This window comes from Bacillus sp. YH3-2-B2 (assembly GCF_053663335.1).
In genome coordinates this window covers 482,418-508,254 of the sequence record NZ_JBSJQE010000001.1, presented here as the reverse complement: position 1 = coordinate 508,254, position 25,837 = coordinate 482,418, and the positions used below count along the sequence as shown (strand labels likewise).

Sequence of the window (25,837 nt, the reverse complement as noted above, 5' to 3'; positions counted from 1 at the left end):
CCTCCTCTATAGACGTGTGACTTTAACTTCAGGAAGAAGCTGCTGTACAAACTCTTCAGTTCCGAGTTCTTCAGAAAATGCCGTCGCGCTTCCGGAAGCAACTCCTAAACGGAACGCATCTTCCAAAGGCAGCTGTTTTGAAATTCCCGCAAGGAATCCCGCGACGACGGAATCACCCGCGCCTACCGAATTGACAAGCTTTCCTTTAGGAACATTGGCGAGGAAAACCGCCTCTTTCGTAAATAAAAGCGCACCGTCGCCAGCCATCGAAACAATCGCGTGTTCAGCGCCTTGTTCAATTAATTTTTTACCGTAAGGAACGGCAGCTTCGGCTGAATCAATGACCGTATTGAACATTTCCCCAAGCTCATGATGATTCGGCTTCATCAAAAACGGTTTCATTTCTGTCGCTTTCATCAGCGCTTCACCGGAGATGTCCACCACTACCCGGGCATTCTGCTTTCTGCATGCCTCAGCAATTTTTTCATACGTGTTATGCGGCAGGGAAGAAGGGATGCTTCCCGCTAAAACGACGATGTCTCCCTCTTCCAGAGCGGAGAACTGTTCTAAAAAGGCATTGAACACTTCGTCTGAAATCGTCGGGCCCTGTCCGTTAATTTCCGTTTCATCGCCCGTTTTCAGTTTTACATTTATACGCGTGTCTTCATCCACCTCAGAAAAAGCCGTTTCCAGACCTTCCTGCTGCAAAAATGACGTGATATAATTTCCGGTAAATCCGCCGACAAACCCCAATGCTTTTGACGGCACATGGTGTCTTTTCAGTAATCTCGAAACGTTGATGCCTTTTCCGCCGGGATACTTCGTGTCATAGCTGGAACGGTTTAAACCGCCTACGGCAAAATCTTCAACGTGAACGATATAGTCAACAGACGGATTGAGGGTTACAGTGTAAATCATGGTTTCACTACCTTTACGACAGTTTTTTCTTGGTAATTATCGAATGCAAGTTCTTCAGCTTCAGTGGTAATGATAGCTGCATCGCCCAAGGCGGCGAACGCTGCGAAAGAAATCTCGCCGAATTTAGAAGGATCGGCTAAAACATACGCATTTTTCGCCTGTCTCACAGCCTTTGTCTTCAGAAGAGCCTCATCCGGATCGGGTGTTGTAAAGCCGGCTTCAATGTGCACGCCGTTCACCCCGAGAAAGCTTTTGTCAAAACGGTACTGGCTGACCGCCGTTAATGAGGCGCCGCCGATCATCGCACCTGTTCTATGCTTCACATATCCTCCGAGAAGATAAAAAGGAATCCCTTTCCTTATTAAAGCGTCGATATGCATAACCCCGTTTGTGACAACCACAATGTCCTTTGTATGATCTATAAAATCAATCATGTGCAATGTAGTTGTTCCCGCATCAAGGTAAATACAGTCACCTTCTTCTAATAAAGATGCCGCTTCTTCAGCGATCTTCAGTTTATCCTGAAGGTTTTTGGAGGATTTTTCAAGCATATCGGGTTCTTGCCTGCTGTTGGAAAGTTTAGACGCCCCGCCGTGAACGCGCTTTAAAAACCCGCGCTCTTCAAGTGTTGATAAATCTCTTCTGATCGTTGATTCAGAAGCGTTTGTCATGCTTATCAGCTCTTGAATCTTCACCACATCTCGCTTTTCAATCTGATCCATAATCAGCTGATACCTTTCAGGAGTGAGCATATTCCGCCTCCTTTGAAAACGTATTCATTTCGGCTGCAAGATAATTGTAAACGCTTTTTTTACTTCAAGCAACTAAAATCACTCAAATTCATTCAATAACTATCAAAATCTTTCACATTTGTTCATATTAACGTATGTACATAGGGTTTGTAAACTGTAAATTCGACAAAAAGGGGGACAATTGTATGACATTTTCTTTTTATCATAAATGAAAAAAGTCTATTATATTCATTCAATCATTAAAACACAAAAAACCCCATGCAGACTGCATGGGGCGCCGGTTATTCATACCGTAACGCTTCAATCGGATCTAAGCGTGATGCTTTGTTGGCGGGCAGCATGCCGAAAATGACACCGATCAGCATACTGAACAGCACGCCGATACAAACCACCTGCCAGGAAACGAGCGACGGCCAGCCTGCGATAAGGGAAACGAGTGTTGCTCCCCCGTAGCCGAGACCGATTCCGATTAAGCCGCCGATTAATGTAAGCACAACAGATTCAATTAAGAATTGTGTCAGAATCTGTCCTCTCGTGGCACCGAGCGATTTGCGGATGCCGATTTCTCTTGTCCGTTCCGTCACTGATACGAGCATAATATTCATGACCCCGATCCCGCCGACAACGAGAGAAATACCGGCGATCGAACCGATGATCGTCGTCATAACGGTTGTGACCTGACCGATTCCCGCCGCGATTTCTTCCATATTCATGACTTGATAGGCCTCTTTTGTACCGTGATTGTCATTTAAGAGACGGGCCGCTTCTTTTCCTGTTGTTTTGATTTGATCAGCGGACTCCGTCTGAACGGAAACGTTGCTGTAGTCGTTAATACCGAAAGACGTTTTCAGCATGTTGAACGGCACATACATTTCACTGAGTCCTAACGATAAAAAGCCGCTCTCTTCTTTCAGTACGCCGATTACTTCTACGGGCTGTCCGCCGGCCCAGACGATTTTTCCGAGCGGAGACGTTTTCCCGAACAGCTTTTCAGCCATTTTTTTCGAGATGATTCCCGCTCTTTTCCCGGAAAGAAAATCATTGTCCGTAAATGTCCGTCCATCTTGAACGTCCAGCTTTTTTACGTCCAAGTAGCCGCTGTTAATGCCGTTCAGCGTAATATCCGTGTCTTCTTCATGGTAACGGGCCGTCATGGATTTTACCGCGGAAGCGACAACCTGCTTTACGCCGTCCACTCCTTTTAATCCATTAATATCTTCTTCTGTAAAACTCGCTTGCTGTAAGGCGTTCGGATTGGCTGTTAATTCTTCATCACTCGGCAGGTAAAACAATTCAATCGTATTGCCCGGCCCGCTGATGGATTGCTTCAGCATTTGCTCTCCGCCCTGGCCGACAGCCACAACAACGATTACTGAACCGACGCCGATAATGATTCCGAGCATTGTCAGAATCGATCTCAGCTTGTGAGCTCTTACGGAACTGAGGGCCATCCGGAGATTTTCTGACAGGCTCATTCCCCCACTCTCCTCTGCTCAGAATCGCGGGAAACGATCATTCCGTCACGGACGAAAATCACTCTGTTTGTACAGTCCGCCACTTCAGGCTCATGAGTGACAAGCACCACGGTCACGCCCTCTGCATTAAGCTCTGTGAACTGCTCCATAATGGAAATGCTTGTTTTCGTATCCAGCGCGCCGGTCGGTTCATCAGCTAAAATGAGCTTCGGTTCGTTCACGATGGCTCTTGCAATCGCGACACGCTGCTTCTGGCCGCCGGACAGCTCATTCGGCATGTGACGCATCCGATCCGCCAAACCGACTTTTTCCAGCGCGTGCTCAGCCCGTTCCTCACGCTCTTTTTTGCCGATACCGGCATAAATCATGGGGAGTTCGACATTTTTTCTTGCATTCAATCGCGGCAGCAGCTGAAACTGCTGAAAGACAAATCCGATTGATTTGTTCCGGACCGCCGCAAGCTCTTTTTCGGTGCATGAAGAAACATCTTCGCCCGCAAGCCTGTAACTGCCGGACGTCGGTCTGTCCAGACAGCCGATGATATTCATAATCGTAGATTTTCCCGATCCCGACGGTCCCATAATTGACACATATTCTCCTTCTTCAATCGTCAGGTCGATTGAACGGAGAACATCAAACGTCTCCTTGCCGATCTGATAGCTTTTTTTCACCTTTGAAAGCTGAATCATCTATGCTTTCACATCCGTTCCGTCAGTCAAACCGTCAGCCGGATTCAGAATGACTTTATCATCCTTTGAAAGCCCCTCTTTTATCTCCGTAAGCTGATTTGCGGTATCGCCGACTTTAACTTTCACGCGTTTGGCCTTCCCGTCTTTTACCGTAAAGACCCAGTGCTCATCTCCGTCTTTTTTGACTGCGGAGGACGGCAGCGTATCGGCTTTCCGTTTGTCGGTTTCAATGTTCATAATTAATTTAAATCCCGGCTTGCCTTCCGGAAGGTTTCCGATCAGCTTAACCTGAAACGGATACTGGACGGCTTGTTCCGTGCTTTCCCCCGAAGCAGCGCTTGACTTTTGATCCGGAACGAGGCCGACAGCCGCCACTCTCCCTTTCCACGTTTTGCCGGGGATGGCGTCTGAGGTGATTGTAACGCTTTGGCCCTTTTTCACTTTCAGCGTGTCGTATTCGGACAAATTGCCGGCAACGACCAGGTGTTCCGGGTCTCCTATATGTATAACCGGTTCTTGAATATCCGATTTTTTAGAAGCCGCTTCTTGATTTACCGAGATAACCGTCCCGTCCATCTCACTCTTAACATTGAGATTCGACACTTGATTTTCAAGAGACTGCTTTTGCAAATCAGATTGCTTTAATTCGATTTCCGCCGTTTTTTGCTGAAGCTGCAGATCAGTCCGTTCGGATTCAATTTGTTTTTTGGCTTCAGCTTCTCCCACTTGTTTTGCCAGATCTTGTTCCTTGCTGTTTAATGCTCTGAGTTTTTCTTCAACTTGTTCGATTTGCATCCGTTTTGATTGTTCTGTCAACTCATTTTGTTCTTTATCAAGGTTGAGCTGCTCATTTGTATAAGTGACTAACGACGACCCTTTTTTTACTTTGTCGCCTTCTTTTACTTTCACTTTATCAAGAGTTCCTTTATCTGCTTCATAAAAAACATACTGTTCTTTAGAGAATTTAAGTGTTCCCGGAACCATAACCGTAGATGAGATTTCTCTGTTTTCCATGGTTCCGGTTTCGATTTTTTTTCCGGCGCTGCCGCCCGCGGGAGCGGCAGACTTATAAATATTGATACCGATGAATACTGCAACAATTACGGCGATGCCGATTCCGATCCAAATTTTTTTCATGTTATACACCTGCTGTCACTGAACTTAACAGTCCTCCGACTGCCGAAACCAAAAGCATAATAACAAACAGGACAATCGCGGAAGTCCAGGCCGCTTTTTTCGAAATACCGCCTGTATAGCGAAGTCCCAAAGCGAGCAGAATATAGCTCCAGATGCTGAAAATATCGATCGCGCTTAAAAAGACCGATACGCCGTCTCCGGCCGGTATGACACTCGCCAAAGATGTGACAGGGTACAGTGAGCCCGCACCGGTAAAATAAATGACAAGTCCGTTAATGACTAAGCCGATGTTAGTAATAAATGCAGTAAAGAGGCCGAGTGAGAGCATTTTTTTATAAGTTGTCACGCCGCCTGACATTTTGACGCACAGCCAATAAATGAGCGGAACGATAAACAGAGCGATAATGCCCCCGAAGATTCCTCCGAACATCGTGCCGAATTTAGCGAAGGTTTTGGTCATTTCAATCTGATCTTCCGTCAAACCGTCAAGAGATGAGCTGTTCAGCACTTCTTCATAATTCATCCCCAGCCCGCGCAAAATACTGCCGGCCGCGATGAGAATGATGACAATCAGGAGAGGAATGCCGATGACCGGCTTTTCTTTTAATCTTTTAAACTGCACAACAGGACTTGTAATGACGCCGAAAATTGACGGCTTTTCCGTGACTGCCGTATTGCTTTTTTCCAGGTTTGGTTCCATATGGCTGATGCCTCCTATGTATTATTCTGTTTATACGTACGCTTTAGGCTGAGAGAAGTTTCAATTTTTTTGCCGTTTGCGTATTTATGCTAAATTGTAACACAAATTCTCAGCTTTACGTTCCATAATTATGTAAAAAAAAAGCATCGTCAGACCGGTATGACGGGTGGCTCAAAACCTTGTAAAGGCACTGTTATCAGCCTATTCATGCAGTGAAAACCGCCTCAATTGAAAAACCCTTTAAATCCCATTTAAATATTCTCTGAAATTCAGCGCCTATAAACAAAAAAGCCGGATGGCAATGATGCACATCCGGCTCTTTTTTCACCCTCCGCTTACAGGAGGGATAAAGGCAATGGTATCACCTTCTGTTACGGTGCTGTTGTCTTTTACATATGTTTCATTGATTGCGATCATGGCATTGTCAATCGTCTGAAGGCCGTACCGTTCCTTTAACAGCGTTTTTACAGCAGACGCCGCCGTCTCTTTTTCGTCAAGTTCAATGACCGGTGTTCCCGCCTGCTCCGCAAGCCCGGCAAATAATAATACTTTAATCATCGCGATTCCCCTTTATCCAAATCCGGTTTTCCGTTCGGATAGGGCGTTGTTTCCAGCTGATCGCCTATCCATTCTTCCCCGTCTTCCCAGATTTCCTTTTTCCATATCGGCACAATCTGTTTTATCCGTTCAATTGCATATTCATTCGCCTCATATGCCGCCTTTCTGTGCGGAGAAGACACGGCGATTACGACCGCTGCTTCACCGATATCAAGGACGCCGACACGGTGAGTGATTGCAGCTTCGGCTCCTTCCCATTTCGCGCTGATTTCACTGCCGATTTGAGAAAGCATTTGAACAGCCATCGGTTCATACGCTTCATATTCTAGACGCACTGTCCGCCGTCCTGCAGTCCACTCTCTGACCGTGCCGATAAACGTTGTGATGGCGCCGGCTTCACGCTTTTCAACTTTTTTTACGATATTTTCCGCAATGATAGGTTCCCTTGTAATTTGAAAACGTTCCATTTAAGCAGATTCCCCTTTCAGCTGCGAAAGCACAAACATAATGGCAGCCGGATCGTCCGCATGGAATACGGGCTTGCCTGCATCTGTCGGCATATGCTCCGTATTTCTGCTGACAACCGCGATCACGCGCTCCAAATGCTTCAGCTTTTGCCAATCTTCGCTGTTTTTGATCATAATGATTTTCGGATGCGGTGCATGTTTAAACCCCTCTATGAGAAGACCGTCAATTCCCAGACATTCATACAGACTGATCAAACCCGCCAGATCCCATTTTTTTCGCGCCGTAAGCTGCAGGACGCCGTCCCCTTCTACTGCCGTAACCGCGGCTCCGGCTTTTGAAAAACGCTCCGAGTCTTTTCCGTCAGAAAAAGGTTCCGGTTCTCCGCCATGTCCGTGATGTTTTAAACATCCAATATCGCACTCTTTCGGCGCCGCTTTCAGCACACGTTCAATAAACGTTGTTTTACCGCTGTTTTGAAAACCTACGATCTGGACGATCGGGAAAGAATTGACCACGGCCATTCACTTCCATTCTCATCACGAATAAGGAGCGCGTGAACCGTCCGGCCCGCTTCATACCCCCTCGTTCCTCCCGGCAGAAGGATAAACGCGTTTGCTTCGGCAAGAGATGTGACTGAGCTTGATTTGTCGAGACCGACCGGTGACGCCATCATTTTTCCGTCCTTATGATAAACAAATGCCCTCACAAATCTCGTAAACGGATTCGGCTTCGGAAAGTCGTTTGTTAACACGGCTTCCGCCCATCCGGAATGAGGTTTTTCATTCAGAAGCCACGTCTGAATCATCGGTTTGACAAACAGGGTGAATCCGACATAACATGCGGACGGATTGCCTGAAAGGCCGAACAGCAGCATGTCATCGGCCCGGGCGACAGTTGTCACGCTCCCCGGGCGCATTGCCACTTTGTTAAAAAGAACTTCCGCTCCGAGCTTATTATAAATGTCTGGAAGAAAATCAAAATCGCCGACTGACACGCCGCCGGTCGTGATCAGAAAATCAACTTTTTTCATAGCTTCCTTCACCGCAGCATAGCTGTCATCAAAATCATCGGAAATTTTCCCTAAGTTCAGCGGTACCGCACCCGCTTCAATGACCTGGGCATACACCATGGCAGCGTTGCTGTTGCGGATTTTCCCCGGCTCAAGCGGATCGCTGACATGAAGAAGCTCGGTTCCCGTTGCGATAATGCCGACAACCGGCTTTCTGACCACGGGAACGGAAGCATAGCCGAAGGTTGCTAAAAGAGCGGTTACGCCCGGCGTGATTTTCGTCCCTTTTTTTAATAGCGAGCTGCCTTTTTTCGCATCTTCTCCTTGATATGAAATATTATCGCCCGCATCAAAAGGGCGTTTCACTGACATGTAATTCGTGCCGTTTTCAGAAAACGTTTTTGTCAGCTCAAGCATCACTACGGCATCCGCGCCTTTGGGAATCTGCGCCCCCGTCATAATGCGGACCGCTTCATAAGGCCCGAGTTCTTTTTCTGACACGGCGCCGGCTCCGATATGGTCAATGACTTCAAAGGTGACGGCATTGTCACGGGAAGCCGTTTTTGAATCGCTCGCCCTGATGGCAAACCCGTCATACGGGGAACGGTTAAAGGCCGGCACATCATGATCCGCCTTAACATCCTCCGCCAAATAGCGGTGGAGACTGTCCTCAAGCGCCACCCATTCGGTATCCCCCTGTTTTTTATACCGGCTCACCCGGCGGACTGCTTCGTCCACCTGAATCGGCGTTCTTTTTTCAAGCATAGCAATACATCCCCTTCCTACAGTCCGATCACTCTGGCCAGAACTGAATTTGCTTCTTTTATATCGTTTGTACCGTGAATCAGAGCCCGTCCGTCCTGAAAAATAACGATTCTGAAGCGCTCGTACGCCATGTGCAGCAAAAACTCATTTGCTTCCACTTTACCGATCTGCTTCAGACGTTTGACAAGCTCTTCTTTATCCAGCCTCTTTAAGGCTTCCGATCTGATTTGAACGGTGTCTCTTCCGCACAGCACGCTTGCTTTTGGCCTGTTTTCAGGCTGCAGATACGGATATACGGGCTCCGCGCCGCAGGAAGGGCAATGATCCCGTTTGATCTGATCCACATTTATGCTCATATTGGTGTTATTCCACACGTCAAACGTGAAAAAGCGCCGATTTACCGCCGCATGATTTCCTGTCAGCAATTTCAGCGCCTCTGCCTGCTGATAAGCGGAGACGATATGAACCGCCGGAGGTATGATGCCTGCTGTATCACATGTCGCTCCGCCCACGGGCATTTGCTCAAACAGGCAGGATAAACACGGCGTAACCCCCGGAATAATCGTCATGCACATTCCCTGACTGCTGACACAGGCACCGTAAATCCAAGGTGTTTTCGTTTTCAGTGCCAGATCATTGATGACCATTCTCGTTTCAAAATTATCTGTCGCATCCACGATGCAATCCGCTTGTTCGATCAGCGGTTCGAGCGTTTCCGCCGTACCTTCCGCCGCGTAAGCATCGATATGTATATCACTGTTTACCGCTAAAAGACGCGCCTTGGCCGCCATTGCTTTCGGCAGGCGCTGTCTCGCGTCTTCTTCTGTATACAGCTGCTGTCTTTGTAGATTGCTCCATTCCACATAATCTCGGTCAATAATCGCCATACGGCCCGCTCCGGCTCTTGCCAGGCCCTCTGCCGCGGCTGTTCCGAGGGCTCCGGCTCCGACAATCAGGACACTGCTGTCAGCCAGCGCCTGCTGCCCTTTTTCCCCTATCGGCTTAAATCTTGTCTGCCGCGAATAGCGCTCTTCCATCTGTGTTGTCCCCTTGCATTTTTATTTCCATCATACCATGTTTCTTCCCGATCAGTCCTGATTTGAAGACTCGACATGCGCCAAAAGTCTGGTGTAATCATCCCGTGTGTTGACATTAGCGAACTCCTCCGGCCCGGCGCCGATGTCTTCAGCCTGCACATAACAGACAGACAGCCGTTTCAGCGTGTCTGTCATTTTCAGTTTGTTTTGTGTCAGCTGATCAAAAAGCACATCCTGCACCCGTTTATGGTAAACCGCCAAGAGGGGCTGCTCTCTGTTTTCACAAACCGGTATGACAGCGTCCAGGTTTCCGGTCAGCTTCATTTCAAGCGCAGCCATCGTTTTTCTTGTCACGAGCGGCGTGTCACAGGATATGACCGTATATGTTTCGCCTTCCGTTTGTTCCATTGCCGTATATATGCCGGCAAGCGGGCCCATTCCCCGAAACCGCGGCTCATCGGCAAAAACATGCCGCTCCGTGTTTGATAAGAACTTTTTTATATGCTCAGGGCGGCTGATAATTACCGTTTCTCCGCCGCCGAAGGCTTTTTTCACCTGTTCATAAAACATGCCGCCCTTCCACTTTGCAAAAGCTTTCGGTTCTCCGAATCTTCGGGAAGCTCCCCCCGCTAATATTACATTCACCCGTTTCATGTCATCTCTCTCCCATTCTATATAAAAGCATAGCAAACGCCTCAGCCGAAATACAATATTACGTTGCTTGTCTGTTTAATTAAGAGGAATAGCCGTTGTTCCTTTCCCATATTGTAGTGTTAACATCATGAGGGAGATGGTTCTTATGAAAATATCAGGTCCGTTTTTCCACGACACTTCTCAAGAGAACCTTTACTTGAAATCCGAACTTTCCAGATGCAGAAAAATAATTTCAGAATTTGAAGCAAGCTACTTCCATCAAAAAAATAATAAGCTTCAGGAGGAAAACGCCAATATTAAAGAGCGGCTTCACAAGCTTTCTGACGAATTGGAAGCCATGGCTCAAAAACACAAACAGACAAGTGACACGGAGCGTTCTTTGCATGAAATCAGAGCCGGGCTGCTCGATAAAATCGTCATTCTGCAAGAACTGCTTCAGCAGGAAACGTTTCGGCGGAAAAATGAGATGGAAGAAAAGCATCGTCTGCATCTTACAAATATAAAATTTGAAGAAGAAAATAAAAACTTACATACCCGCATCCGCTCACTTGAGACCGCCATTCAAACCGAACGGACTTCTCACGAAGATATGAAACAGCGTTATCATGCCGCTGCAGACGAAAATACCCGGCTCCAAACACAAATGATAGAAAAAGAATACCAGCTCAAACATATTAAAATAGAAATTAATCATATGAGAGATCGAATACTAGAAACAAAAGAACGGCTTGTAGAAATAGAAAAAACGAAAGAAAAGTTATTTCAAGAAACCATTCTTTCGTATAAACGGCAGCTGGACGAAAGTGATGCTTGGATTGCCGGCCATTTTGCTGATATTGACAGCCGCACGGCGGAACCGGCGGAACAAACTCTGGAAATCCCTTCCGTTTCCAAAGAGACTGTTCAGGCAGAAGACTTGCTTACAGCCGTTACCGAACAAGTCATCTCCCTGCAAAAACAATTTGTACAATCAGAGTCCCGCGATCAGTCGTTTGATGAAAAACTGGATGCGTTGAAAGAACGCGCTGACGGCGAAAAGCCTTTCCAAAAATATGTTGTCAAGCTTGAAAAAAAGCCTGGAAAAGATGCGTCACTTCCGCAGAATAAGCGGGAAAGCGCAAAAAAACTGCTTGAGTAACGCAAGCAGTTTTTACTGTTTTATTCAGCAGCCGTATCATTTGCCGTTTCTGCTGTTTCCTGAGAAATTTCTCCCTCAAGAATATATTGGCCGCGGTATGGTTTTTTCACTTCCGGATACATTTTAATTAAGCTTTGCATAAATGTTGTCATATTAGGAATTTCAAGGCCGCTTTCCTTTTCAATTTCCTTTTGCAGTTCGGAACTTTTGATCGCTGCATTGTGGCGTTTCAATGTTTTAATCGCTGCTTCGCGCAGTTTTGCCGCTTTCGATCCCGGTCTCGCCGTCCCTCTTCTTCTTCTTGTAGAACCGTCTGGAATGCCTGCGGGAAGAGACGTAATAGACTGCATCTGCTGCTGGGAGGATTGAGGCTGTGTCTGCGGCTTTTGATAGCTTCTCATTTCCTGTGCTGCAAGCTCTGCAAGTACCGGGAGGGAGTCATTTTTTTTCTCCGGACGAAACTCTTTTTTTGTATCGGACAGGCTGCCCGTATTGTCTAATTCTCTCAGTTTTGCATATATTTTATCACGTTCTATTTGATATTCACGAATGACTTTTACCTCTGCTTCGTTCAATTGTTCTAAACGTAAGCGCAGCGCTTCTCTTTCATTAAACATGTGTAAAACCCCCTGTCAAAAATTTAAACGCTTTTATTAAGATATTAGATTACAAAAGTAATTTTATCAACTATTATTTTATCATTTTACTATTTCATTTACTCTATGAAAAATTGCTTATTTTCTGAAAATGGTACTTTATATACAAAAATCCCTTATCATATAGGGGATTCTGGACAAAGTTCCAATTTATTCAACCATTTCAAAATATAACTTGAAATTACTTGTTTAATGAAAATTAGCGTGATATCTACAATTTTCGACTATAATATGTAAAAGATAATGATATGGATAAAACAAGCGGTACAGCGTGTTTACGGCTGTTTCTCTTATTTTTAAGCCAAACATGCCATATTGGAATTTTTTATCCAATAGGCACAAAAAAACCCTGTTACCTAACGGCAAAGGGTTTGCAGAACCGAGACAATAGTCCGACGGAGATTGTCCCGATTACTCAGAAGCCTGCTCCGTTTCTGAAAGTACCCGGCTGATGCGTTTTTCAAGCATTTTCATCCCGCTCTCTCCCGCTTGAAAATGGCGGAGCTGTCCGTTTTTATCAAAAACGTAATAAGCCGGCACATATTCATTTTCAAATACGTCAGTCAGCGTATGATCGCTGTCGACGCAAATCGGCTGAGAGATATCGTGCTCAGCCGCTGTTTTCTTGATTTTCTCAAGATCAAGATCGTCTTCGGAACGGGGCGTGTGGACGGCCAACACATTCAGCTGATCTTTATATTTATCACGAAACCCGTTCACCTCAGGCATCGCTTCTTTACACATGCGGCAGCTGGCGGACCAGAAGTGAATCAGTGCCGGCTTTCCGCCGACCAGCTGTTCCTTCGTGACTTCTCTGTTAATCCATGCTTTAGCGCCGGGCAATTCAGGCATTTGCTGATGTAATTTCATCTCATTTCCCTCCTTATGAAAAAGTTTTTTGCCGGGGCTTTCAGTCCGCCGGGCAACGTCCTCCTGTTTTCTCTCCAAAGGATATGATTTGGCTGAATCACCGTGTTAAAATGAGTGTGGAGATTCTTTAGTACATATCTTCACAAAAATGAAGATATTGAAACCGGGCAATATGAACAAATCATAAATGTGATAACTGGTTTCTATGAAAAGGTTTATCTTATTTAAAAAACGGGTATATCACTTTTAGCTTTTTCTGCAATAGACTTGAAAGGAAGACATCACTATGATTGATTTAAAACACTTTGATTGGGCCGGGCTTCTCACATCTGCCGGGATTTTCATCATAAAGCTGGCTCTCATTATTTTAGCGTACTTTATTTTCCGGACGGCAGGAAAAAAGCTGATCAAGCATCTGTTCCAGAAATTTGAGCAACAAAACAATCTCTCCACGGGTCGCGCTTATACTTTGCGAAGCCTCGCGCTCAATGTGTATGGATACATCCTGATATTCGTTTTTATCGTGATGATTTTGGATTTATTTCACTACAATCCGAGCGCTCTCATTGCCGGTGCCGGCGTGGTCGGTCTCGCAGTCGGCTTCGGGGCTCAGGGGCTTGTCAGTGACATCGTCACCGGATTTTTTATCCTTTTGGAAAAACAGATTGACGTCGGTGATTATATTACGGTTGCCGGCTACAGCGGCATTGTCGAGCAGGTCGGTCTCCGTACGACGCAAATCCGGAGCTTTGACGGCACGCTTCACTATCTTCCCAACCGGGGCATCACGAATGTGAGCAACCATTCCCGCGGAACGATGCAGGCGCTTGTCGATATTAAAGTGCCGCTTGAAAAAAATCTTGATGAAACCATTCAAATCCTTCAAACCGCGTGTGACAAAGCAGCCGCTGAGCTCCCGCAGATTAAGGAAGGGCCGGACGTCATCGGGGTTCAAGATTTAAGCACGTCAGAAATGGTGATCAGAATCATTGCCAAAACAGAAAATATGGAGCAATGGCGGGTTGAACGCGTACTGCGGAGAGAAATAAAAATCGCGCTCGACCGTTTTAAAAACGCCGCTTCCGCCGAATAGAAAAACCGAAGCGTAAGCTTCGGTTTTTTCTTTTTAATGAAATTTTTTTTCCACTTCGCTGCAGATTTCGTCGGCGGTCATTCCGGAAGCCGTAATGACGGGAGCCTGAGTTGACGTATCAGCAATTCCTTGAACATTGCTGTCAAGTCCGGTTACGACACAGCAGTCACAATTCTTCGCATCCTCAGGAGTCTTCATCATCACTACGTCATATCCTTTTTGTTTTAACGCCTGTTCTACATCCGATAAAGATTGTTCAATTCCAATTTTTTTCGTCATATTGAACACCTCCGTTATGTAGAATGCTCAATTTTTGTTAGATTATTCTTCTTTTCGGATTTAATTGGCATACTTCGAAAAATATCCGACCATGACATTTACCGCGGTTTCCATCGCATCTTCATCCGGGTTCAGCTTTGCGTGATGAAGCCCGTGGGATGAATCGGCCCCCAGCCAGAACATAAAGCCGGGATATTTTTTCAGCATATATCCGAAATCTTCTCCGGTCATCGCTTCTTTCGCCGTTTTCACGTCAGCAAGCTGATGATCGCTGACAAATTGCATAAATTCTTCGGTCAGGCCGCTTGTATTATAAACTTGATGATAAACGGACGGATACGTGACTTTTCCTTTGCATCGGAAGCCGATTTCAATTCCTTTGACAAGCTCTTCAATCCGCTTTTTCACCATACGCATTGATTCCTCGGAAAGCGTCCGGATGGTTCCCTCCAGATGAGCATGCTCTGCGATGATATTTTGCGCCGTGCCCCCGGTAATCGTTCCGACAGTTATCACAGCGCTGTCAAGCGGATCCGTATTTCTGGATATGACCGTTTGCAGCTGCGTGACAAGCGTGCTCGCGGCAACGACCATGTCATCTGCTGTATGCGGATATGCCGCATGTCCGCCTTTCCCCTCAAGATCGATGACAAGCTCGCTCGTATTGGCAAACAGCAATCCGCTTTTGGTGGAAATGGTGCCGACCGGCAGCTCAGGTGCTATATGGAGAGCCGTGATCAAATCCGGCGTCCATTTTTTCAGCACATCGCTTTCAAGCATCGGTGCCGCCCCGCCCGGTCCTTCTTCAGCCGGCTGGAATAAAAAGAGCAGATCATGTTTGACGGGATGATGAACAAAATGATCAATAATGCCGAGCGCGATGGTCATGTGCATATCGTGGCCGCATGCGTGCATAAAACCGGGGTGCTCAGATGCAAACGGAAGCCCCGTCTGCTCTTCAATCGACAGAGCGTCTATATCCGCTCTGTAGGCGAGCATTTTTTCCGGAGCCGTGCCGTTGACTTTGACAAAGATGCCGGTTCTCCAAGTTTCGATTTCAATTCTTTCTTCCGGATATTGGTTTAATAGATTCAGCAGGTACTGCTGGGTTTTATATTCCTGAAAGCCGATCTCCGGAATGCGGTGCAGATCTCTTCGGATGGCAATGAGCCGCTCTTTTTCCATATGTATTCCTCCTTGAGATAAGAATAAGGCGTGGATTTTATCATCCACGCCCATTCTATCAAACCATTCCTTACAGCTGGCGTAATTCCTGTTTGATTTCTGTTTTTCCTTTTGTTTTTTCATCGATATCTTTGATTTTTTTCGCTGGTGTTCCCGCTACAACGGTATACGGCTCGACGTCATTTACAACGATGGCTCCGGCGGCGACAACCGCGCCTTTACCGATTGTTACACCTTCAAGCACAACCGCATTTGCGCCGATCACAACGTCGTCTTCTACGACAACAGGCTTAGCGCTAGGCGGCTCAATAACGCCCGCTAATACAGAACCCGCTCCGATGTGGCAGTTTTTGCCTACAGTCGCGCGTCCTCCGAGAACAACGTTCATATCAATCATCGTACCTTCGCCGATGACTGAACCGATATTAATAGATGCACCCATCATGATAACGGCATTGTCGCCGATTTCGACTTGGTCGCGGATAATAGCGCCGGGCTCGATTCTCGCTTTAACATCTTTTAAATCAAGCATCGGGATCGCAGAGTTGCGGCGGTCATTCTCAATGACGTAATCCTCAATTTTGTCTTTGTTTTCTTCGATTGCGCTTTTAATTTCAGCCCACTCGCCAAAAACGACGCCGGATTGGCCGTTCAGGAATGTTTTAGCGGAATCGCCAAAGCTGATTCCTTCAAGATCGCCTTTTACATACACTTTTACAGGCGTTGATTTTGTACTATTTTGAATAAATGAAATAATTTCATTTGCATCCATCATTTTCATATGTATTGTCCTCCTCTGATTTTCTACCTCATTACTGTAACAAAGGAAGGATACAAAGACAAGAAAAAAAGGAACAAGCCTTTATTCTGCCGGCTGGCTGCACAGCGCGGCAAACTGTCTTCCGAATTCCCGGAGCTCTTCTTCCTCACTGCCCTCAGGGTTGTTTTCAATTTTGACCGACGGCAGCACCACCCGTCCGCCACGGGCCGTGATTACTTTTTCCAATTCGTCAACCGCTCCGCAAAAAAACTCATAGGACGTATCTCCGGAACCGAACAAAGCAAATGTTTTTCCCGTAAACTCCAGGTTTTCCATATCTTCTACAATATCGAGCATTTCATCAGGAAGATCCCCGTCTCCCCACGTATATGTGCCTAATAAAATATACTCGTAATCATTAAAAAGTTCGGCATGAATATCCATCGCTTCATATCTGTCTACGGATGCTTGTGCTTCGATCAGCCCTTTTTCAATTAAATCCGCCATCGCCTCGGTGTTTCCTGACATTGTAGCGTAAACAAGCAATACATTCCCCATCTTCGTCTCTCCTTTATGCATAAAAACTAATGTGCGAGCCGAACCGCCTCATACGGTCTGACAAACTTACTTTCGTAAAGGCCCGCGCAAAAAAAGTTTTCTTCCCGGTTGGCCACCCGCCATCCGTGACCGCGGATCGTATCAAACCACTTTAATTCACCGGCGGCGAGATCAGCTTGATAAATACGCGAAAATCCGCTTTCGCCCTGTGACGATGTGACATAAATAGTCCCGTTATCCTCAGAAACGTCGAGAAATGACTTTTCCCTTACAGCGTCCCCGGCTGTAATGGCAAACTCCTCTTGCGTCCGCACGTTTCGAACGGCAACCTCCCCCCGTTCTCCCTTTGCCGCGCCCTTTGCTGCAATGAGCCAGTCATTCTGATACATCATCATTGAAGCCGTCATGCGCTGCCTTTCACGGCTTATACGCCGGATGCGGCCTTCCGTCAGATCATACGCCCAAATGCCGCCATGATTCATATGAATCCGGGTGCCGATATAAATCGTCTGACCGTGTAAACAAAGCGAACGGATGACAGGCGGCTCCTTTAATTGTGAAAAGGGCTTAGCCACATGCCAAGTGACGCCGAAATCATCAGATAAGTAGAGGCAGTATGTGCCGTGCGCACAGACAAATCCGTCATTCCGTCCGGCAACGGCCCATACGGAGGCGCTGGTCGGAAATCGGGAGGCCGTCCAAGTCTTTCCTTGATCGGCCGATCTGAGGACGGCGCCTTTTTCTCCAGCTGCGAATATGTAGGGCCCTATATAAGTCAGCACATGAATCCTGCTTTTCACTCGGAATAGTCTTTTCCAGCCTTCTTCCGCCGAAAAATGAAAAATACCTTCGTCTTTCACAGCGACAAAAAATCCCGAAGATACTGATGCCATGACAGCCGTCGCGCCTTTATGAAACATGGCACCGGTCTCCGTGGTGAGCGGCCCATGCAAGAAAACCGCGGACAAATTCTTTGCAGCATTCTTGATCTTCAGCCGTCTCGGGCGCCAGCTCAATTTTCAGCGTTTCCGGATATAAATTGGCTCCGGCCTGTTCAAACGCATCGCAAAACAGCGTGACCGCTTCACAAAACTTCGGGTAGGCGTGATCGCCTGAACCGAAACAGGCCGTTTTCAGTCCGTTGAGCTGGCTGTGCAGAATATCTTCGTAAAAATCTTCCGCTTCGTAAGGAAGATCACCATCCCCCCATGTGTATGTGCCGACAAAAACATAATCATATGCTTTGAGTGAATCCGCATCTGCTTCGTCCATGTCAAGACTGTCAACCGCTATCTGATGCCCGCTCAGTGTTTCTTTAATAATGCCGGCAATATCCTCTGTATTCCCCGACATGCTTGCGTATATCATTAATGCTTTCTGCATATGATCACCTCGTAATTGATAATGATTTTCATTAACATATATAACACTTTAAATGATAATGATTTTCATTGTCAATAAAAAATAAAAAAAGACAGCATGATTGCTGTCTTTCTAAAATGGGCGTTCCTGTTTCAGCATATCTTTAATGACAGAAACAAAAGCCTGCACCTGTTTTAATTCAAATGCCGGCTCATAACCGAGCAGCCATGTGTCACGGCCGATGGGATGATCCTTTGTATCAAGCAGGGGCATTTTATTTACTTTGTCTTCCTCTTCTAAGGTGACTGACGGCAGAATGGCATAACCGATCCCGTGCAGCGCCATCTGCTTGCACGTTTCAATCTGATCGACAAGGATGGTCTGTTTCGGCGAAGTTTTGAATTTTTGATGCCACCAATGCTGAATTTCCTGAAAATATGTACTGTCACTTTTGAATTGAATAAACGGCCGATCGGTATGGGCAATATCATCAATACAGGAAATTTCCGTATCGACCAAATATAAATGATCGGTCATTAAATAATCTTTCCGGCCTTTCCATTCCGGATTTCCCCGGATAATGCCGATATGTACCTGATCTTCATACAGACTTTTCAGCATTTCGCTGCTCCACCCTGTAATGAGAGAGACCTTTGCATTCGGATATCGTTCCACATATGTTTTTAACACTTTCGGAAGCCAGTGCTGCCCGATAATCGAGGCGACGGCAAGCTTTAATGTGCCGTGAATCTCACCCTCAAGTTCATCAATGTTTTCTCTGATTCTTTCTTGCCGATCCGTGACGTCATTTGCAAATTGTATGATTTTTTCTCCTGCCGGCGTTACCGTAAGTCCTTTTTGAGACCTAAGAAAGATCTTTGTTCCCCAGGCTTTTTCAATGGTCTGCAATCGCTGGGACAGAGCCGGCTGTGACACGAATAACCGTTCGGCAGCCTTCCTCATGTTTAATTCCTCAGCTAAAACTACGAGCATATGAAGCTCTTGAAGCTGCATGTCGTCCTCCTTTTCAATGCCTTTTCATATTTCTTATCTACCATTCTAATCAAATAAAGGCTGCCGAGGCAAGCGCCACTCATATGTATGCGTTTTCTTTTTCTGGCATGCGAAAGAACAAATAGGCTGATCGTGCGAGCCTACTTATTCAATGATCTGATATGACTGCTCAACTGCTTTAATACGACTCTTCTCGTGAAAATGCCTTCAAAGACGCCTTCATCATTTTCAACGCAGACAAAGCCGTTGTTAATGACCATGCTGAACCCTTTGATAATCGGATCATTGATGTGGAGACGGGGAATGTCTTTCAGCATGACTTCCTCAACCGTAATTTGATCCAGCTTCTCAAACTCGATCCGTTCAAGTCCGAAAATGCTGTTCATAATCATATTTGTCCCGATCAAACCGTGCAGACGGTACGAAGCGTCAAGGACGGGAATGGCGGTATAGCCGGTTTTCGTCAGCACTAATAGAGCATGCTCAAGGTTGTTTCCGACTTGAACGTGCGCCACTTTATCCGCCTCGATCATAAATTGTCCGACTGTTGCATCAAGAAGCTGATCTGATTGTAAGCTAATCATGTCACTTCGACCCCTTTACATTTTTCATCAAAGCATGTATTCCCTATATTGCAATAATATAAACATTATCATTTTTTGTCGAAAAGTTTCCGTCAATAAAAAAGATACTCTTTGCAATCGAGTATCAATTTATAGGCCGCTGATTAATTTTCGTTCCGAAAACGGTCATAGAGCGTTACGAGTTTTTTATAAGTGGTTCCATCAACGCTTTTTGACCCTGCTTCTATATCGTTGATTTCGCTGGTCAAAAGCTCAATGGCATATTCTTGATTGATCAGGATATTCAGCAGAAGTTTCTGTTCTTCTTCCGTAAATCGTTCACCGATAAGACTCATACGTAATCAGGCCCCCTATTTTTAACTGAATACCTCCGAAAGCAAGGTGAAATTTGCTTTCAGCTCTACCGCTAGAATAAGTAAACAGAAAAAAATCGTCAACCGCATAATTCGACATTTTGCGGATTCTGTATGAAATATTATTTTGTGTAACGATTGGCATAACTGAATGCTGTGCAGGAATCGGGCTTGATTTTCGCTTCAATGCCCATCGAGGTAATGCGGCCGGTCATTTCTTGTATCAATTCTTTTGTCAGCCCTTTTTGACCGATATCCAGATGCACTTCAAATGAAAGATCAGCCCCTTCATCCGCAAAAGGCAAGAGCAAATCTGTCAGTTCCATAAGACGGCCGTCGAGGATATGCGCAGCCATCTCCTGACTGAACGCGGTTTCCAGCGAAATTTTTTCGCGAAGGCTATGTATCGGTCTTGCAAGATCGTGATTTTTCAAACAGCCCCAAGCTCCCTTGCCTGTACGGTGCAAGTGTATAGCCGTAATAAACTTTGTGAAGTCGCGGTAAACTTGTGAATCAGTCCCTACAGACAGCACGTATGCTGAACGGGGGTCTTTATTGACAAAGCGTTTCAGCCGCTCCGTCACGTCTTGAAAGGTCATCTGTGCCTCAGAAAGATTATAAAACAGAAAAGAATCAGCCATGTACGGACACTCCTCTTTCCAGAGTCTACAACCAAACGAACAAGCACGTTCCTTTGCATGATTTAATAAAGCTCCGCTTGCGGAAGACCGGAAGCTTGGTCAGCCTGAAAAATCAAATCACATTACTGAAGGAGCTCAAAAATTTCAATAGAAATCATGTCAATGTTATCAAACGGATATGTGTTAGGTTTTTCACCTTTTTGGAAAACCGTCAGTTCAAACGTTTGATTTTTTTCGAAATATTTAACACTGCAAATTTTTTCGCCGTTAACTTCAAAATAACGCTGCATCGGCTCGTTAGCCGCTTCCGCTGTTTCTTGCAGACTTTGCAGCCGCGTGATGATACCCATTAATTGTGACATTCTAAAAAAAGACTCCTTTCAAAAAACAACTTCAAATCAACAAGTATTTATTATAATACAAGTCCTACAGAGCATCATACCATAAAGTAGACCGGGATGGCATTTTCCCGCTGGATTTTCAATAAGAAAATAAACGGGAAAACTGTGTTTTCGAATAGTTTGAAGCTTTTTTCGGAATGTCATACACCTTTCAAAAATAATTTTTCGCTTTTTGAGCCGCCATTGTCAGATGTATGTGAGGAGAAGCCTTTTTATGAGGAGACAGCATAAAAAAACTTGGCGGGGGTAGCGCCAAGCTTTTTCGGATCTTGATCTGATAGAGGGGTTGGGGAACAGAGAGTAACTTCTCTCTATAACTAAATGATAATGATTATCACTATCATTGTCAATCGTTTTTTAAAACTTTTTCACATTTATAAAAAAAAGCGGCATACAGCAGCCGCTTTAAAGTAACCCGTCCTGTTCATATAAATAAGAGTAAGGCAGATCGATAAATAAATACATATTGTCATCCATCGGGTATGAAAAGGTTCTGATCATCTCACCCGTCTCAATATCACTGTACAGGTCACTGAAAAAGCCTTTTCTTGAATTCCGCATCTTCATAATGTTTTCTAAAAAGTACGGACGCCAGCTCCAGTTTTTCTCCACGTATTCAGGCTGATAAAGCCATTCGCCGGACTGCTTGAACACATTTCCCGTCAGCTGATAGCCTTCTTCATCACACATATAAATTCTGAAACAGCAGTCGGTCAGGTTTTCCGCCAGTTTTTTAATAAACTCATCGTCCGCCTGATGGGTTTTCTTCAGCTCGGAAACTGCCTGATTGACCCGCTTATAAAAATTCTCAGAGTGTTCGTATACTGTCTCCAGCTTCTTTTTTTCTCTCGTGATAAATTGCTGAAACTCCGTTTTCAAGCGTGCTTTTAACAGGCTCCGGTCTATAAAATCGCCGCTCGGCGCCTGCAGATAATAGCCTTGAAAAAATCGGCCTCCGTTTCTCCATGCGTACTGGAGCTGAAAATCAGCTTCTATATCTTCATACAGCAGCGCGGCGCCGATTTTTCTCGCCAGCAATGAAATGCTGTACAGCACATGCTCATATGATGGTGACGGCTGAGATACCTTCAGCGCCTGCAAATCTATTTTCAGAAGGTCCGGTGAAAGGAGCGCGATTCTGTCCAGGTTGCTGCTCTCCTTACCTATATTGTCCACCGCGATTTTAATGCCGTATGTACGATAGTAGGCAAGCATATGGTACAGCTGTTCAATGTCGCCTTCGAAATTGTGCTCGGTGATCTCAAGCACAATACGGTTCAATTCAATGCCCTGCTCTTCGTATTCTTTCAAAAGCTCAAGAAAGCTTTCTCCGTGGTCAAGCATCAATACATTCGCATCCTGATTGATAAAAATCAACAGATCGCGATCAGCTTCTTTAAACCGCTCCAGCGCCTGCCTGATGACTCTGTCATCGACCTCAAGCTTATATTCTTCCGGAATGCCGGAATCTAAGAAAAACGGCCCGAGGCTCTCAATCTCCGCATCTGCCAAAATCCGCCCAAGCACTTCGTAGCCTACGACTCTTTGTTCCTCAGCGTTAAAAATCGCTTGGTAATACGGAATGACATCATCAATATTCGTCAGTATATCAAGTGGGTCCAACATGTTATCACCTGCTTCTCTATCTTTGTCTGATTATACACAATTATATCAGCACCACAAATGTTTAGATTAGAGGAAAAAGGAGGCAGTATGGCAGCAGTTTAAAATAAAAGGGGAAAACTTTTTAAGATCACTCTTCAGACCGGTTAATTAAGGACGTTATTCATTTGTTTCACCATCACAAATAAAAGGATAAATATAAGAGCATGATAACCGGCGGCTGTCCAAAAATAATGGCTCCAATCAGTACTGTTAAATATCCAATCATCATCATGTTTCAACTGAAAGAAAGTTCCTTTTTTATCTAAAGTGCCAAATGTAAGAGTTGTTAACCCGCCAGCACTCTTGGAAACGTCAACTCCATACATTGAACCGGCATGATCAGTATGATTTATTGGCATATACGTATAATCAGATAAAATTGTTTCCGCCAGCTTGGTTGCAGAGACAGATATAATACAGCCGATGTATCGCCTCCGAGCCCACTCAAATACTCCCTGGCTTTAATAAATTTCGTTTCATCAGGAAAATCTATGTGATATAGCTTTTCAAATCTGATTATTTCATCAGATGTAAGATTGGTATTTTGATAATACTCCGGAGTAAAAGCGCAAATGATAAAGTACCAAATATTAAAGATTATAACGCAATTGCTTACAAATAGTACAATGAACCATTTTAATAATTTCTTCACTTATTCACCTCTTAATCTTTAAAAATTATATCATAATTTTGAATAGAAAAATAAAACAAGCGAACGTTCACCTTTAACGTTCGCTTGCTTCGCAAAATATGTCATGTAAATTAAAACGGGTAAGGATTCAGCCATTGCCCCCCGTCCATTGTGATACAATCCCCGTTTATATAGGATGCTTCATCGGATAGCAAAAACGCTGCCAAAGCGGCGATTTCCTCCGGTGTCCCCAGACGGCCGAGCGGCACACTGTTCATAGTGCGGGACACCGCTTTTTCCGATTCAAACAGCTTTTCCGCACCGCCTGTCCGTTCAATCGGGCCGGGGGCTATCGCGTTTGTCCGGATGCCGTATTTGCTCCCCCATTCAACGGCCAGCGTTCTTGTCAGTGACAATACCCCCGCTTTGGCTGCAGCGGAATGAACGACACCCGCTCCCGCTCCCCATGCGTATGTAGCGGCCATATTTAAGATGACGCCCTTCTGCTCCTGCTCGATCCAATGCCTTGCCGCGGCTTGGCTGCAGAAAAATGTGCCGTTTAAAACAATCTCAATAACAGCTTTCCATCCATTGGGCGTCAGCTTCTCTGCCGGGCAAATAAAATTGCCGGCCGCATTGTTAATCAGCGCATCGAGCCGGCCAAAGACTTTTTTCGCTTCTGTAATCATGTCTGAAGCGGCGGAATCAGAACGGACATCCATTTGAAAACAGGCGACCTGCCCCTCAAAGGTCTCAATTTCTTTTTTTGTTTCCTCAAGTGCTTCATGGTTCCTCCCTGTCACCATGACATGCCATCCTAATTCAGCCTGTTTTTTCGCCATTGCTTTTCCCATTCCGCTTGAACCGCCTGTAATGATTACCGCTTTCTTATCCATAACAAACCCACCCCTTTTATTGAATGAATAATCATTCATAATTTTATCATAGATGTCTTTCCGCGTCATTACATGCTGAGAAGGGATTTTTCAGCCAAGCTGATGATATAATAGAACAACTCTGACAAAGGTTGGGTTTTACATATGGAGAAAATGACGAGAAGAACATTTTTAAAAAGAGGATTCGGCATTTTGGGTGCAACTCTCGCAACGGCTTGCGGAGGTTACGGCTATGCCCGGTATATTGAACCGCGCATGATTGAGATCACCCGTCATACAATCACCAACCGCCTGATCCCCCGCGGCTTTGACAATTTTAAAATCGTTCAATTCAGCGATACGCATCTCAGTGATGTGTTTACATCCGGTGACTTGAATAAAGCAGCGGAAAAGATCAATCAGCTGAAACCCGATCTGCTTATCTTTACGGGAGATTTAATTGATAAGCCGCATTTATTTAATGATCACCAGCAAGCACTCGCCGTGCTGCAAAATCTGGAAGCTCCCTTCGGCAAACTTTGTGTTTACGGAAATCATGACCACGGAGGCTACGGTACGAACACGTACAAGGCTCTGATGGAAGCGGCTGATTTTCAAGTGCTTCGAAATGGCTGCCGTCAGGTGCAGCTGACAGACGGAAGCCGGATTGAACTCGCGTTTTTGGATGATGTAATGCTCGGAAAACCCGATTATGAAGGCACCCTGTCCCGCCTTTCCGAAGATGCGTTTTCCATTTTAATCGTCCACGAGCCTGATGCCGCTCTCAAGATCGGCGGATATCCCGTAAACCTCCAGCTGTCGGGACACACTCACGGCGGCCAGGTCCAGCTCCCATTTTTCGGCCCTCTCATTACGCCTCCATACGGAAAAACGTATACCGACGGCATGTATACGCTGCATGACACAACCGTCTACGTTAATCGCGGGCTCGGTACGACAAGACTGCCGTATCGATTTTTAGCCAGACCGGAAATCACGCTGTTCACATTGAAAACCGTACAAAAATAAGACTTTTATCCCGATGCACAGACACCCCCTCCGTAATATGTATATGGAAAAGAGCAAAAAGGAGGGTGATGAAACTGCTGACATATCAAGTGAAACAAGGAGAAACCATCTCAAGCATTGCACAAGACTTCAGAATAAGCACTGCTGCTCTCCTTCAGGCAAATCCCTCAATCCAATCGGTCATATACGCGGGACAGCATATTATCATACCGAATCTTCCCGACCCATCCACCATCCCCTATTCCATTGTCGTGTATATCGGAGCGAAGAAACTGGAGTTATACCGCCTTGGCAGGCTCATCCGTACGTACCCCATCGCAGTCGGAAAAATATTGACGACCACGCCGACCGGAGAATTTTACATTGTGAACCGCCAGCCCAAGCCCGGCGGCCCGTTCGGCGCTTATTGGCTCAGCCTCTCTAAAATTCATTACGGCATTCACGGAACAAATAACCCTTCCTCCATCGGCAAAGCGGTATCAAAAGGATGCATCCGGATGTATAATCAGGACGTCACTGAACTTGCCGCTACCGTTCCTAATGGAACAAGGGTGACCATTATAAGATAGAAAGATCTTATT

At 45.6% G+C, this 25,837-nt stretch carries 31 protein-coding genes and 1 pseudogene; 4 read left to right on the top strand and 28 right to left on the bottom strand.

Annotation, left to right across the window (positions count from 1 at the left end):
* Positions 1 to 6: 6 nt before the first annotated feature.
* The 12 genes from pfkB to ACWJJX_RS02725 form a co-directional block, all read right to left on the bottom strand.
* Positions 7 to 918, bottom strand: a complete 912-nt coding sequence (gene pfkB, locus ACWJJX_RS02780; RefSeq protein WP_003154572.1) for a 1-phosphofructokinase — start codon at positions 916 to 918, stop codon at positions 7 to 9.
* Positions 915 to 1,670, bottom strand: coding sequence for a DeoR/GlpR family DNA-binding transcription regulator (locus ACWJJX_RS02775; RefSeq protein ID WP_014417627.1), 756 nt, complete (start codon positions 1,668 to 1,670; stop codon positions 915 to 917). The genes pfkB and ACWJJX_RS02775 overlap by 4 nt, the downstream gene beginning before the upstream one ends.
* A gap of 281 nt (positions 1,671 to 1,951) precedes the next feature.
* Positions 1,952 to 3,145 (bottom strand): ABC transporter permease, encoded by a 1,194-nt coding sequence (locus ACWJJX_RS02770; protein ID WP_070081751.1) that lies wholly within the window; start codon positions 3,143 to 3,145, stop codon positions 1,952 to 1,954.
* Positions 3,142 to 3,834 carry an ABC transporter ATP-binding protein gene (locus ACWJJX_RS02765; RefSeq protein WP_070081750.1) on the bottom strand — a complete coding sequence of 231 codons (693 nt, stop codon included), beginning with the start codon at positions 3,832 to 3,834 and terminating at the stop codon, positions 3,142 to 3,144. The genes ACWJJX_RS02770 and ACWJJX_RS02765 overlap by 4 nt, the downstream gene beginning before the upstream one ends.
* Positions 3,835 to 4,971, bottom strand: a complete 1,137-nt coding sequence (locus tag ACWJJX_RS02760) for an efflux RND transporter periplasmic adaptor subunit (protein WP_043867055.1) — start codon at positions 4,969 to 4,971, stop codon at positions 3,835 to 3,837. It lies immediately after the preceding gene.
* Position 4,972: 1 nt separating this feature from the next.
* Positions 4,973 to 5,671 (bottom strand): Yip1 family protein, encoded by a 699-nt coding sequence (locus tag ACWJJX_RS02755; RefSeq protein WP_454022710.1) that lies wholly within the window; start codon positions 5,669 to 5,671, stop codon positions 4,973 to 4,975.
* A gap of 324 nt (positions 5,672 to 5,995) precedes the next feature.
* Positions 5,996 to 6,229 carry a molybdopterin converting factor subunit 1 gene (gene moaD, locus ACWJJX_RS02750; RefSeq protein ID WP_007611118.1) on the bottom strand — a complete coding sequence of 78 codons (234 nt, stop codon included), beginning with the start codon at positions 6,227 to 6,229 and terminating at the stop codon, positions 5,996 to 5,998.
* The gene (locus tag ACWJJX_RS02745) at positions 6,226 to 6,696 is read right to left on the bottom strand and encodes a molybdenum cofactor biosynthesis protein MoaE (RefSeq protein WP_003154579.1); all 471 of its coding nucleotides are present in this window, start codon (positions 6,694 to 6,696) and stop codon (positions 6,226 to 6,228) included. Before ACWJJX_RS02745 ends, moaD begins: the two co-directional genes overlap by 4 nt.
* On the bottom strand, positions 6,697 to 7,218 hold the full coding sequence (mobB, locus tag ACWJJX_RS02740; protein WP_041482361.1) for a molybdopterin-guanine dinucleotide biosynthesis protein B: 522 nt from the start codon (positions 7,216 to 7,218) through the stop codon (positions 6,697 to 6,699). It abuts the gene before it with no gap.
* Positions 7,179 to 8,471: a molybdopterin molybdotransferase MoeA gene (locus ACWJJX_RS02735; protein WP_102421866.1), complete on the bottom strand. Its 1,293-nt coding sequence runs from the start codon at positions 8,469 to 8,471 to the stop codon at positions 7,179 to 7,181. Before ACWJJX_RS02735 ends, mobB begins: the two co-directional genes overlap by 40 nt.
* A 17-nt stretch (positions 8,472 to 8,488) precedes the next feature.
* Positions 8,489 to 9,508 carry a molybdopterin-synthase adenylyltransferase MoeB gene (locus ACWJJX_RS02730; RefSeq protein ID WP_007611113.1) on the bottom strand — a complete coding sequence of 340 codons (1,020 nt, stop codon included), beginning with the start codon at positions 9,506 to 9,508 and terminating at the stop codon, positions 8,489 to 8,491.
* 51 nt (positions 9,509 to 9,559) lie between these two features.
* Entirely contained in the window at positions 9,560 to 10,162 is a 603-nt protein-coding gene (locus ACWJJX_RS02725; RefSeq protein WP_070081747.1) for a molybdenum cofactor guanylyltransferase, read from the bottom strand.
* A gap of 145 nt (positions 10,163 to 10,307) precedes the next feature.
* Here ACWJJX_RS02725 and ACWJJX_RS02720 point away from each other — a divergent pair, with 145 nt between their 5' ends.
* Positions 10,308 to 11,300 carry a coiled-coil domain-containing protein gene (locus ACWJJX_RS02720; RefSeq protein WP_069473386.1) on the top strand — a complete coding sequence of 331 codons (993 nt, stop codon included), beginning with the start codon at positions 10,308 to 10,310 and terminating at the stop codon, positions 11,298 to 11,300.
* Between the two features lie 20 nt (positions 11,301 to 11,320).
* Here the strand turns inward: ACWJJX_RS02720 and rok are convergent, their stop codons facing one another.
* Positions 11,321 to 11,917: a transcriptional regulator Rok gene (rok, locus tag ACWJJX_RS02715; RefSeq protein WP_070081746.1), complete on the bottom strand. Its 597-nt coding sequence runs from the start codon at positions 11,915 to 11,917 to the stop codon at positions 11,321 to 11,323.
* Between the two features lie 450 nt (positions 11,918 to 12,367).
* A complete protein-coding gene (locus ACWJJX_RS02710; protein ID WP_071391901.1) occupies positions 12,368 to 12,826 on the bottom strand; it encodes a redoxin domain-containing protein in 459 nt (152 codons plus the stop codon).
* Positions 12,827 to 13,112: 286 nt separating this feature from the next.
* Between ACWJJX_RS02710 and ACWJJX_RS02705 the strand changes: the two genes are divergently transcribed.
* The gene (locus ACWJJX_RS02705; RefSeq protein WP_060386912.1) at positions 13,113 to 13,919 is read left to right on the top strand and encodes a mechanosensitive ion channel family protein; all 807 of its coding nucleotides are present in this window, start codon (positions 13,113 to 13,115) and stop codon (positions 13,917 to 13,919) included.
* Between the two features lie 33 nt (positions 13,920 to 13,952).
* On the opposite strand, the gene ACWJJX_RS02700 is transcribed toward ACWJJX_RS02705, so the two are convergent.
* The 14 genes and pseudogenes from ACWJJX_RS02700 to fadH form a co-directional block, all read right to left on the bottom strand.
* On the bottom strand, positions 13,953 to 14,198 hold the full coding sequence (locus tag ACWJJX_RS02700; RefSeq protein ID WP_003154596.1) for a YkuS family protein: 246 nt from the start codon (positions 14,196 to 14,198) through the stop codon (positions 13,953 to 13,955).
* 60 nt (positions 14,199 to 14,258) lie between these two features.
* Positions 14,259 to 15,383, bottom strand: coding sequence for an N-acetyldiaminopimelate deacetylase (locus ACWJJX_RS02695; RefSeq protein ID WP_070081744.1), 1,125 nt, complete (start codon positions 15,381 to 15,383; stop codon positions 14,259 to 14,261).
* A gap of 70 nt (positions 15,384 to 15,453) precedes the next feature.
* Positions 15,454 to 16,164, bottom strand: a complete 711-nt coding sequence (gene dapD, locus ACWJJX_RS02690) for a 2,3,4,5-tetrahydropyridine-2,6-dicarboxylate N-acetyltransferase (protein WP_007409623.1) — start codon at positions 16,162 to 16,164, stop codon at positions 15,454 to 15,456.
* A gap of 81 nt (positions 16,165 to 16,245) precedes the next feature.
* Positions 16,246 to 16,701: a flavodoxin gene (locus tag ACWJJX_RS02685; RefSeq protein ID WP_077722141.1), complete on the bottom strand. Its 456-nt coding sequence runs from the start codon at positions 16,699 to 16,701 to the stop codon at positions 16,246 to 16,248.
* Between the two features lie 26 nt (positions 16,702 to 16,727).
* The gene (locus ACWJJX_RS02680) at positions 16,728 to 17,621 is read right to left on the bottom strand and encodes a WD40/YVTN/BNR-like repeat-containing protein (RefSeq protein ID WP_071391904.1); all 894 of its coding nucleotides are present in this window, start codon (positions 17,619 to 17,621) and stop codon (positions 16,728 to 16,730) included.
* Positions 17,611 to 18,084 carry a flavodoxin gene (locus ACWJJX_RS02675; RefSeq protein WP_071391905.1) on the bottom strand — a complete coding sequence of 158 codons (474 nt, stop codon included), beginning with the start codon at positions 18,082 to 18,084 and terminating at the stop codon, positions 17,611 to 17,613. The genes ACWJJX_RS02680 and ACWJJX_RS02675 overlap by 11 nt, the downstream gene beginning before the upstream one ends.
* A 111-nt stretch (positions 18,085 to 18,195) precedes the next feature.
* The gene (ccpC, locus tag ACWJJX_RS02670; protein WP_007611101.1) at positions 18,196 to 19,077 is read right to left on the bottom strand and encodes a transcriptional regulator CcpC; all 882 of its coding nucleotides are present in this window, start codon (positions 19,075 to 19,077) and stop codon (positions 18,196 to 18,198) included.
* 140 nt (positions 19,078 to 19,217) lie between these two features.
* On the bottom strand, positions 19,218 to 19,661 hold the full coding sequence (cbpB, locus tag ACWJJX_RS02665; RefSeq protein ID WP_003154608.1) for a cyclic-di-AMP-binding protein CbpB: 444 nt from the start codon (positions 19,659 to 19,661) through the stop codon (positions 19,218 to 19,220).
* 143 nt (positions 19,662 to 19,804) lie between these two features.
* Positions 19,805 to 19,996 (bottom strand): antirepressor AbbA, encoded by a 192-nt coding sequence (gene abbA, locus ACWJJX_RS02660; RefSeq protein ID WP_007409618.1) that lies wholly within the window; start codon positions 19,994 to 19,996, stop codon positions 19,805 to 19,807.
* Positions 19,997 to 20,136: 140 nt separating this feature from the next.
* Positions 20,137 to 20,655 carry a ribonuclease H-like YkuK family protein gene (locus tag ACWJJX_RS02655; RefSeq protein ID WP_020955744.1) on the bottom strand — a complete coding sequence of 173 codons (519 nt, stop codon included), beginning with the start codon at positions 20,653 to 20,655 and terminating at the stop codon, positions 20,137 to 20,139.
* Positions 20,656 to 20,777: 122 nt separating this feature from the next.
* Positions 20,778 to 21,017, bottom strand: coding sequence for a YkuJ family protein (locus ACWJJX_RS02650; RefSeq protein ID WP_003154613.1), 240 nt, complete (start codon positions 21,015 to 21,017; stop codon positions 20,778 to 20,780).
* A gap of 444 nt (positions 21,018 to 21,461) precedes the next feature.
* Entirely contained in the window at positions 21,462 to 22,682 is a 1,221-nt protein-coding gene (locus ACWJJX_RS02645; protein ID WP_003154615.1) for an EAL domain-containing protein, read from the bottom strand.
* Between the two features lie 143 nt (positions 22,683 to 22,825).
* Positions 22,826 to 23,373: pseudogene (locus ACWJJX_RS02640) on the bottom strand (hypothetical protein).
* Positions 23,374 to 23,483: 110 nt separating this feature from the next.
* On the bottom strand, positions 23,484 to 24,248 hold the full coding sequence (gene fadH, locus ACWJJX_RS02635; protein ID WP_003154618.1) for a 2,4-dienoyl-CoA reductase: 765 nt from the start codon (positions 24,246 to 24,248) through the stop codon (positions 23,484 to 23,486).
* Positions 24,249 to 24,392: 144 nt separating this feature from the next.
* On the opposite strand from fadH, the gene ACWJJX_RS02630 reads away from it, so the two are divergent.
* A complete protein-coding gene (locus ACWJJX_RS02630) occupies positions 24,393 to 25,256 on the top strand; it encodes a metallophosphoesterase (protein WP_146283576.1) in 864 nt (287 codons plus the stop codon).
* A gap of 74 nt (positions 25,257 to 25,330) precedes the next feature.
* The gene (locus tag ACWJJX_RS02625) at positions 25,331 to 25,825 is read left to right on the top strand and encodes a L,D-transpeptidase family protein (RefSeq protein WP_088037173.1); all 495 of its coding nucleotides are present in this window, start codon (positions 25,331 to 25,333) and stop codon (positions 25,823 to 25,825) included.
* Positions 25,826 to 25,837: the final 12 nt, after the last annotated feature.

Bases quoted from the DNA above. Each gene is read 5' to 3' on its own strand.
- ACWJJX_RS02735 (WP_102421866.1), bottom strand. From the start codon at position 8,471: ATGCTTGAAAAAAGAACGCCGATTCAGGTGGACGAAGCAGTCCGCCGG.
- ACWJJX_RS02700 (WP_003154596.1), bottom strand. From the start codon at position 14,198: ATGACGAAAAAAATTGGAATTGAACAATCTTTATCGGATGTAGAACAG.
- ACWJJX_RS02730 (WP_007611113.1), bottom strand. From the start codon at position 9,508: ATGGAAGAGCGCTATTCGCGGCAGACAAGATTTAAGCCGATAGGGGAA.
- dapD (WP_007409623.1), bottom strand. From the start codon at position 16,164: ATGAAAATGATGGATGCAAATGAAATTATTTCATTTATTCAAAATAGT.
- ACWJJX_RS02770 (WP_070081751.1), bottom strand. From the start codon at position 3,145: ATGAGCCTGTCAGAAAATCTCCGGATGGCCCTCAGTTCCGTAAGAGCT.
- ACWJJX_RS02705 (WP_060386912.1), top strand. From the start codon at position 13,113: ATGATTGATTTAAAACACTTTGATTGGGCCGGGCTTCTCACATCTGCC.
- ACWJJX_RS02710 (WP_071391901.1), bottom strand. From the start codon at position 12,826: ATGAAATTACATCAGCAAATGCCTGAATTGCCCGGCGCTAAAGCATGG.
- fadH (WP_003154618.1), bottom strand. From the start codon at position 24,248: ATGGATAAGAAAGCGGTAATCATTACAGGCGGTTCAAGCGGAATGGGA.
- pfkB (WP_003154572.1), bottom strand. From the start codon at position 918: ATGATTTACACTGTAACCCTCAATCCGTCTGTTGACTATATCGTTCAC.
- ACWJJX_RS02675 (WP_071391905.1), bottom strand. From the start codon at position 18,084: ATGCAGAAAGCATTAATGATATACGCAAGCATGTCGGGGAATACAGAG.
- ACWJJX_RS02695 (WP_070081744.1), bottom strand. From the start codon at position 15,383: ATGGAAAAAGAGCGGCTCATTGCCATCCGAAGAGATCTGCACCGCATT.
- ACWJJX_RS02630 (WP_146283576.1), top strand. From the start codon at position 24,393: ATGGAGAAAATGACGAGAAGAACATTTTTAAAAAGAGGATTCGGCATT.
- ACWJJX_RS02685 (WP_077722141.1), bottom strand. From the start codon at position 16,701: ATGGGGAATGTATTGCTTGTTTACGCTACAATGTCAGGAAACACCGAG.
- moaD (WP_007611118.1), bottom strand. From the start codon at position 6,229: ATGATTAAAGTATTATTATTTGCCGGGCTTGCGGAGCAGGCGGGAACA.
- ACWJJX_RS02655 (WP_020955744.1), bottom strand. From the start codon at position 20,655: ATGGCTGATTCTTTTCTGTTTTATAATCTTTCTGAGGCACAGATGACC.
- ACWJJX_RS02650 (WP_003154613.1), bottom strand. From the start codon at position 21,017: ATGTCACAATTAATGGGTATCATCACGCGGCTGCAAAGTCTGCAAGAA.
- ACWJJX_RS02775 (WP_014417627.1), bottom strand. From the start codon at position 1,670: ATGCTCACTCCTGAAAGGTATCAGCTGATTATGGATCAGATTGAAAAG.
- ACWJJX_RS02745 (WP_003154579.1), bottom strand. From the start codon at position 6,696: ATGGAACGTTTTCAAATTACAAGGGAACCTATCATTGCGGAAAATATC.
- abbA (WP_007409618.1), bottom strand. From the start codon at position 19,996: ATGAGTCTTATCGGTGAACGATTTACGGAAGAAGAACAGAAACTTCTG.
- ccpC (WP_007611101.1), bottom strand. From the start codon at position 19,077: ATGCAGCTTCAAGAGCTTCATATGCTCGTAGTTTTAGCTGAGGAATTA.
- ACWJJX_RS02760 (WP_043867055.1), bottom strand. From the start codon at position 4,971: ATGAAAAAAATTTGGATCGGAATCGGCATCGCCGTAATTGTTGCAGTA.
- ACWJJX_RS02720 (WP_069473386.1), top strand. From the start codon at position 10,308: ATGAAAATATCAGGTCCGTTTTTCCACGACACTTCTCAAGAGAACCTT.
- cbpB (WP_003154608.1), bottom strand. From the start codon at position 19,661: ATGATTAGCTTACAATCAGATCAGCTTCTTGATGCAACAGTCGGACAA.
- ACWJJX_RS02645 (WP_003154615.1), bottom strand. From the start codon at position 22,682: ATGTTGGACCCACTTGATATACTGACGAATATTGATGATGTCATTCCG.
- ACWJJX_RS02680 (WP_071391904.1), bottom strand. From the start codon at position 17,621: ATGTTTCATAAAGGCGCGACGGCTGTCATGGCATCAGTATCTTCGGGA.
- rok (WP_070081746.1), bottom strand. From the start codon at position 11,917: ATGTTTAATGAAAGAGAAGCGCTGCGCTTACGTTTAGAACAATTGAAC.
- ACWJJX_RS02755 (WP_454022710.1), bottom strand. From the start codon at position 5,671: ATGGAACCAAACCTGGAAAAAAGCAATACGGCAGTCACGGAAAAGCCG.
- ACWJJX_RS02765 (WP_070081750.1), bottom strand. From the start codon at position 3,834: ATGATTCAGCTTTCAAAGGTGAAAAAAAGCTATCAGATCGGCAAGGAG.
- mobB (WP_041482361.1), bottom strand. From the start codon at position 7,218: ATGGCCGTGGTCAATTCTTTCCCGATCGTCCAGATCGTAGGTTTTCAA.
- ACWJJX_RS02725 (WP_070081747.1), bottom strand. From the start codon at position 10,162: ATGAAACGGGTGAATGTAATATTAGCGGGGGGAGCTTCCCGAAGATTC.